The 5,160-nt window shown below is 61.4% G+C and carries 4 protein-coding genes and 3 pseudogenes; 4 read left to right on the plus strand and 3 right to left on the minus strand.

The features are described 5' to 3' along the window. Window positions 1-76: 76 nt before the first annotated feature. The 3 genes and pseudogenes from B0E55_RS31145 to B0E55_RS31480 all read left to right on the plus strand — a co-directional run. Window positions 77-385 (plus strand): annotated as a pseudogene (locus B0E55_RS31145) (transposase); the annotation flags it as partial. A gap of 281 nt (window positions 386-666) precedes the next feature. Continuing rightward, window positions 667-915 (plus strand): hypothetical protein, encoded by a 249-nt coding sequence (locus B0E55_RS31150; protein WP_019749619.1) that lies wholly within the window; start codon window positions 667-669, stop codon window positions 913-915. A 1,435-nt stretch (window positions 916-2,350) separates the two neighbouring features. Continuing rightward, a pseudogene (locus B0E55_RS31480) lies at window positions 2,351-2,461 on the plus strand (IS110 family transposase); the annotation flags it as partial. Between the two features lie 202 nt (window positions 2,462-2,663). On the opposite strand, the gene B0E55_RS32745 reads toward B0E55_RS31480, so the two are convergent. Next, window positions 2,664-3,122, minus strand: coding sequence for a putative quinol monooxygenase (locus B0E55_RS32745; RefSeq protein ID WP_371326923.1), 459 nt, complete (start codon window positions 3,120-3,122; stop codon window positions 2,664-2,666). Here B0E55_RS32745 and B0E55_RS31170 point away from each other — a divergent pair. Beyond that, a complete protein-coding gene (locus B0E55_RS31170) occupies window positions 3,013-3,888 on the plus strand; it encodes a LysR family transcriptional regulator (protein WP_080911172.1) in 876 nt (291 codons plus the stop codon). The genes B0E55_RS32745 and B0E55_RS31170 overlap by 110 nt on opposite strands. Before the next feature lie 312 nt (window positions 3,889-4,200). Here B0E55_RS31170 and B0E55_RS32750 read toward each other — a convergent pair. Continuing rightward, a pseudogene (locus B0E55_RS32750) lies at window positions 4,201-4,284 on the minus strand (transposase); the annotation flags it as partial. 642 nt (window positions 4,285-4,926) lie between these two features. Further along, window positions 4,927-5,160: DUF6537 domain-containing protein (locus B0E55_RS31180; protein ID WP_133053483.1), on the minus strand; the 234-nt coding region annotated here is incomplete at its 5' end.

The following is a 5,160-nucleotide window of genomic DNA, read 5'->3' on the forward strand; positions in this document are numbered from 1 at the left end:
CTCAACCCTGGACCGCAGACCATCACCCCGAACACCCGACACCATCGAAAAGCAGCTTGACTCTCAGGAGAGCATCCACGGAGTGCAGTTCACGTCCTGGGCGTTCACCCGCCGGGCGCACGACTCAGGGCTGGTCCCGTCGATGGGATCGATCGGCGATTGCTATGACAACGCAGTGATCGAATCTTTCTGGGGCAGAATGCAAACCGAACTTTTGAATCGGAAACGATGGAAAACGAGGATCCAATTGGCCAACGCCATGTTCGAGTACCTCGAGATCTTCCACAATCGCCAACGCCGGCACAGTGCACTCGGGATGCTGACCCCGATCGAGTTCGAGAACGTACACTTCACACGTCAACCCGTAGCCGGAAGTCAAATATGACGACTCCACGAAACTCGGGGTACATCAAAGTCTCCGGACACTCCGGTGCGATTCAAATCGCGTTTTGGATGGGGACAAGTTCCGAGTTAGGGGAGGTTCTGAAGAACCTTGCGGGATGCTTCGGGGTCTCGAGCAGTTGCTCGGGACCCCCGGACGCATCACATGCGGGTTCTAGCGTCCGAAGCATTCGAGGAACTGTCTGACGAGTTCTTCGACGTCAAGGCCATAGCTGTTCAAGGCCTTCGCGGACTTCGACAGCTGCGACGACCGCGGGTGGTCGAATGCCGGGTCTCAAACGGGTGCGGCAGTCGGGTCGCTACCGAGTGTGGCGGACCTCGCACTCTTATCACGAGGGTGTGGCGGTACGGGTGATCTGCTGGTTCCCGCCCGACAGTGACGTAATGGTGGTGGCGCTATTCGCTGGAGACAAGGCACGGATGGGGGATGTGTTCTACAACAGTGTCGGTCCGCGGGCCGACGTGGCGATCGAACGGTGGATCAAGGAAACCAAAGGTGAACATCATGGGTGACAAGCGCACATTCCGACGCGGAAATCGAGGCACTCCAAGATGGCGAGATCTCGACTGACACCCATGCATGGGTCGGCTGCGAGGCCACCGCCATACGCCAGATCCGCGCGCCTGTTGGATGATCTGCGCCTACCTCGTGCTCAGGTCACCACTCGTGGCTACTGGCGCCTTGGCGAGGTGAACCACCGGGACCACGACTTTGGCGAGGACTGACACCAGTGTGAACCATCGAGCTCGACATCCTCGTCGAGGGCGGCGGTCCGACCGGCTGACCCCCCTTTCGGGTCGAAGTCAAGTCCTGGCTGCGGACGGTAGGGGGCGCAGTCCACTGACTCGCCACCGGGGCGCCGGTGAGCGGGCTGCGAGTTAAGTTCGCTTGCTGAGGTTTTCGTGTCTGCCGCGACGTGGTCGGGGGCTCCGTGTCGCCGTCTCCGGCCTTACATAGTTTGGATTTTTGGATGCGTCCCGACGTTTGCGCGGGTGCGGAGGTTGAACCTGGACCGGCGCCGGATCGGGCTTGGCTGAATCTGCTCGTTCACGGCCGGTGTGAGGCGAGGTCTTGTCACGGACCTTGATGCTCTCGTCGGTCCTCGCCGAGCGTGAAGACTTGTGCGCGTTGATCTCTGGCGCACCCGCCGGTGATGTTTCGGCTAGTGCATCGACAGTTCCAGGCGAGCCCCTGGGGAGCAATGGCCCGAGATGCATTTTTGATCTCCGGTTCGCGGCGCGCGCAATAGCCTAGAGCCGGTGTATTTGGGAATCGCGTGCGTGACAGCGAATCCGGTGGCACTCGCTGGGCGCAGCAGGAAGAGTCGGGCTGGCGGGATTCACCGGTTGAGGTGGTCAGCGAGTCGGTTGATGGGGCGGGTGTCGTTAGTCAGATTCACGTACCGCCCACCGCTCCAAGGCAGATACGAATCCTACAGCCGCACCGTTGCGGTAAGTTTTGTAGCCGCGCGACCAGTTGTACCGGTGGTTTTCGGATATACCGACTTCGCGGGCAGCCGCGAGAATGCTCCACCCGCGGCCGCGGAGCTCCATGAACCGCTGACGCTTGGCCGACTGCGGACGACGCCCCGGCCCCTTCTTCACACGACGGGATGACGACAACACGACCTCCAGATTCTAGGGAGAAGTGTTGCGACTGTGAGACTTGGTTTAGCTGGTCTGGGACTGGCTGGCCGGATAGTTTCCGGCCGTCCACCCCGTAGACGTGACTCATGTTGCGATTGACCCCAAGGTGTCATTCGGTCGACTTGTCCGTCCCCGGTGGTGGTCGGCCGGGACCCGTCCGGCCCACCACGGTAGCTTGATTAGAAGAATGTCCACCCTTGCGGGCGTGACCCATCGCAGTGCTGTTCCGTTGTGATTCCTACCCGGACTGGCACCGGCCTTTGCGGCCATCAACCAAGTCCAACTCATAGGAAAAAGTACGGTGACCGCCATGTCTATCGTCGCTCATTGCCACCCGTTTGTCGTGGGTGTCGACACTCACGTACGCAACCACGTCTACGCCATTCTCGACGCCACCAACGGCGCCATGCTCTGCAGCAGTGAGAAGAAAGATTCCATGGCAGCATTGTCACCACATTGTCGAGGTGCCCGGCTTGCCTACGCAGCGTCTCGACTGCAGCGTTGACCGACGCGTCGTTGGTCACGTCCAGTTGGATGAAGTGCGCACCAAGCCGGTCGGCGGGCGCACGGCCGTTCTCGGCGTCTCGGGCTCCGATCCAGACTGTCTGTCCGGCCTAGACGAGGCGGCGTGCCACTTCGTGGCCGAGGCCCCTGTTGCCGCCGGTGATCAATGTCGTGGTCATAGTTCTCTTTCTGGTATGTGGTGGTGCCGCTACCCTGCGCGGAGAAACACGCGGAGCACCAGCGACTTTCGGGGTGGCGGTAAGACTTGTCGCCTCCCGGGGTGGAAGGGGACCGCCGACGAGGGCCCCTTCTAGTGGTACGGGCCGAAAGGGCAGCAGCAAACGGATGCCGTCCTCGAAGGAACTGTCGATCAGTTCAAGCATCTGCGGGACGAGTTTCTGCATGCGCGGTGCGCTCAGATGAGCGTCGAGCAGCTCGTGGTTTTCCCAGCGCTCGTAGATGATGAACGTGCCGGTGGACGTGTCTGATCTGGAAACGCGTGAGCTCCGGTATTTCCTCGCCGTTGCCGACGAGCTGCACTTCAGTAGGGCTGCAGACCGGCTCGGTATCGCGCAGCCGCCGCTGTCGCGTGCGATCCAGCGACTCGAGTCGAGGCTCGGCGTGAAGGTGTTCGAGCGCGACCGTCGCGGCGTCGAGCTCACCGACGCCGGACGGGTCCTGGTGAGCAAGGCGCGCATGGTGATCGAGGCGGTCGAGGCTGCGGCTCGCCGGACTCGGCGAGCCGGAAGCCCTCGGGAACAGCTGGTGCTTGCGACGAAAGCAGGTGCGTCCCTTGAGCTGCTGCAACGGCTGCTTGAGGAGGCTGCCAAGCGGAGTGACATTCCTGATATCGAGGTGCTGCTGTGTGAGGTCGGGGAGCAGGCGGCGCTGCTGCGTGGTGGCCGGGCCGATATGGCGATCATGCACCGGCCGGTCGATGACCTCTACGGCTTCGACACCGAAGATATGCTCGCCGAGGGGCAGGTGGCCATTGTTCCTGCGGGCCACTTTCTCGCGACGCGGACGCATGTCACGCTTTCCCTGATTCGAGATATCCCCGATCTGCCGTTGGCCCGGTGGCCGAAACTTGACGGCAGCTACCCGGAGGGTCCTGGGGCGGAGGTGCGTACCCAATCGGCTATAGCCCAGCTAGTCGCATTGGGCAAGGCGCTCTTGGTAATTCCTACCTCCAGTCGTGCGTGGCAGTGGCCACAACATGTGGCGATCCCGGTCACCGACGCCGCCGCGATCACCACGGTGCTGGCCTGGCCGGCAGGTAGTCGTTCCGCGGACATCGGGGCCCTGGCGCGATTGGCGGCCGAGATCGATAGGTAAGAGGAACAGCCGGAACCAGCGTCGAGGTGCTGCGATAGCAGCTCTGTGCGCTGTCGGCATCCGACGAGAACAAGAATCAATCACGACCGCCAGATACACCCCCAAGTCGAAACGTATGGAAGTGAGCTAGCAACAACACATGTGGTACAGCCGCGTGGACTTGAGTTGCACTAGTGTGCTGGTTCTGGAATCTTCGATATATATTGGCGAGGAGACGAGCATCTCTTCGGCGGTCTTGCGCCAGACGAAGGGTTTCGGGTCCTGGTTCCAGTTGTCGATCCAGACATCTTTCTCCAGTGCCGCAACGCTTTTGCGGTCTTCGGCGCCGGTGAGGAACTCGCGCCAAAACTCGAACGACGCACTGTCGCCGACTGCGGTGACGAGGACTTCGCGGGTCCGTCGATCGAGACGCCGTGGACGCATGGCTGAAATGATGAGCGCGTGTAGGGCTTTGTCGATCCGCTGTCGCCGCAGCCGTTTCCCATCGGCATGGGCAGGGGTCGGCAGGGCCGACTTGACCGGGACCGTCAGCCGCCGACGCCGCCCGATGAACAACAGCACCTCTCGACCAGCTCCGGCCGGTCAGACACCGAACGGCACCCGGACGGGCCAGCACAGCAAAGAGAGCCGCTCCGCAGCGGGGCGTTCGCGTCAGGAGCTACCTCATTCCGCGGCGCACTGCCGCGTCGGCAATGCCGGGCAGAATCTAGGCCTATCGTACGGATTTTGACCACACCGACCAAGTTGTTCATTCGTTTAACCAGAAACTCTGCTTCTAGACGCGGCGGTCGGTTACAGATGATCAACACACCTTGCTTAGGCTTGCCCGGCAACGACTTCCACGTAGACAAGTCCCGAAGTTCGACACCAAGGCGCCAAAATATGGTCGTAAGCCGGGGAATGACGCTGGCAGTATCCTCACAGTCAATTGAGTACATTTCAAGCCTATCGGTTGTCCCCATCGACCGAAGGTGCGCCAAGCCGCAGCTAGTTAGACGGACATGCGCGTCCCAAGAGACATCAGCTGGGATTGCTTTTCTAGACATCTGAGTGCGATCTTCCGAGTTCGCGCAGGCGAGTCTTGTACAGCTCGATGTTGCCGAGCTTGATGTCTTCGTAGCCGCGAACCACGTCCGGCAGTGCCGCGATGTCGACGGCGCGATCGTATCCGTCGGTTGCGAGCGTACGAGAGAGGTCAGCGATCATGGCCTCGTACTCGGCGAGCAGTTCACGCTCGACCTTGCGGACGTGCATGTAGCCGAAGGGATCGAG

The sequence above is a fragment of the Rhodococcus sp. 66b genome, from assembly GCF_002076325.1.
GTDB classification, from domain to species: Bacteria; Actinomycetota; Actinomycetes; order Mycobacteriales; family Mycobacteriaceae; genus Rhodococcus_F; species Rhodococcus_F erythropolis.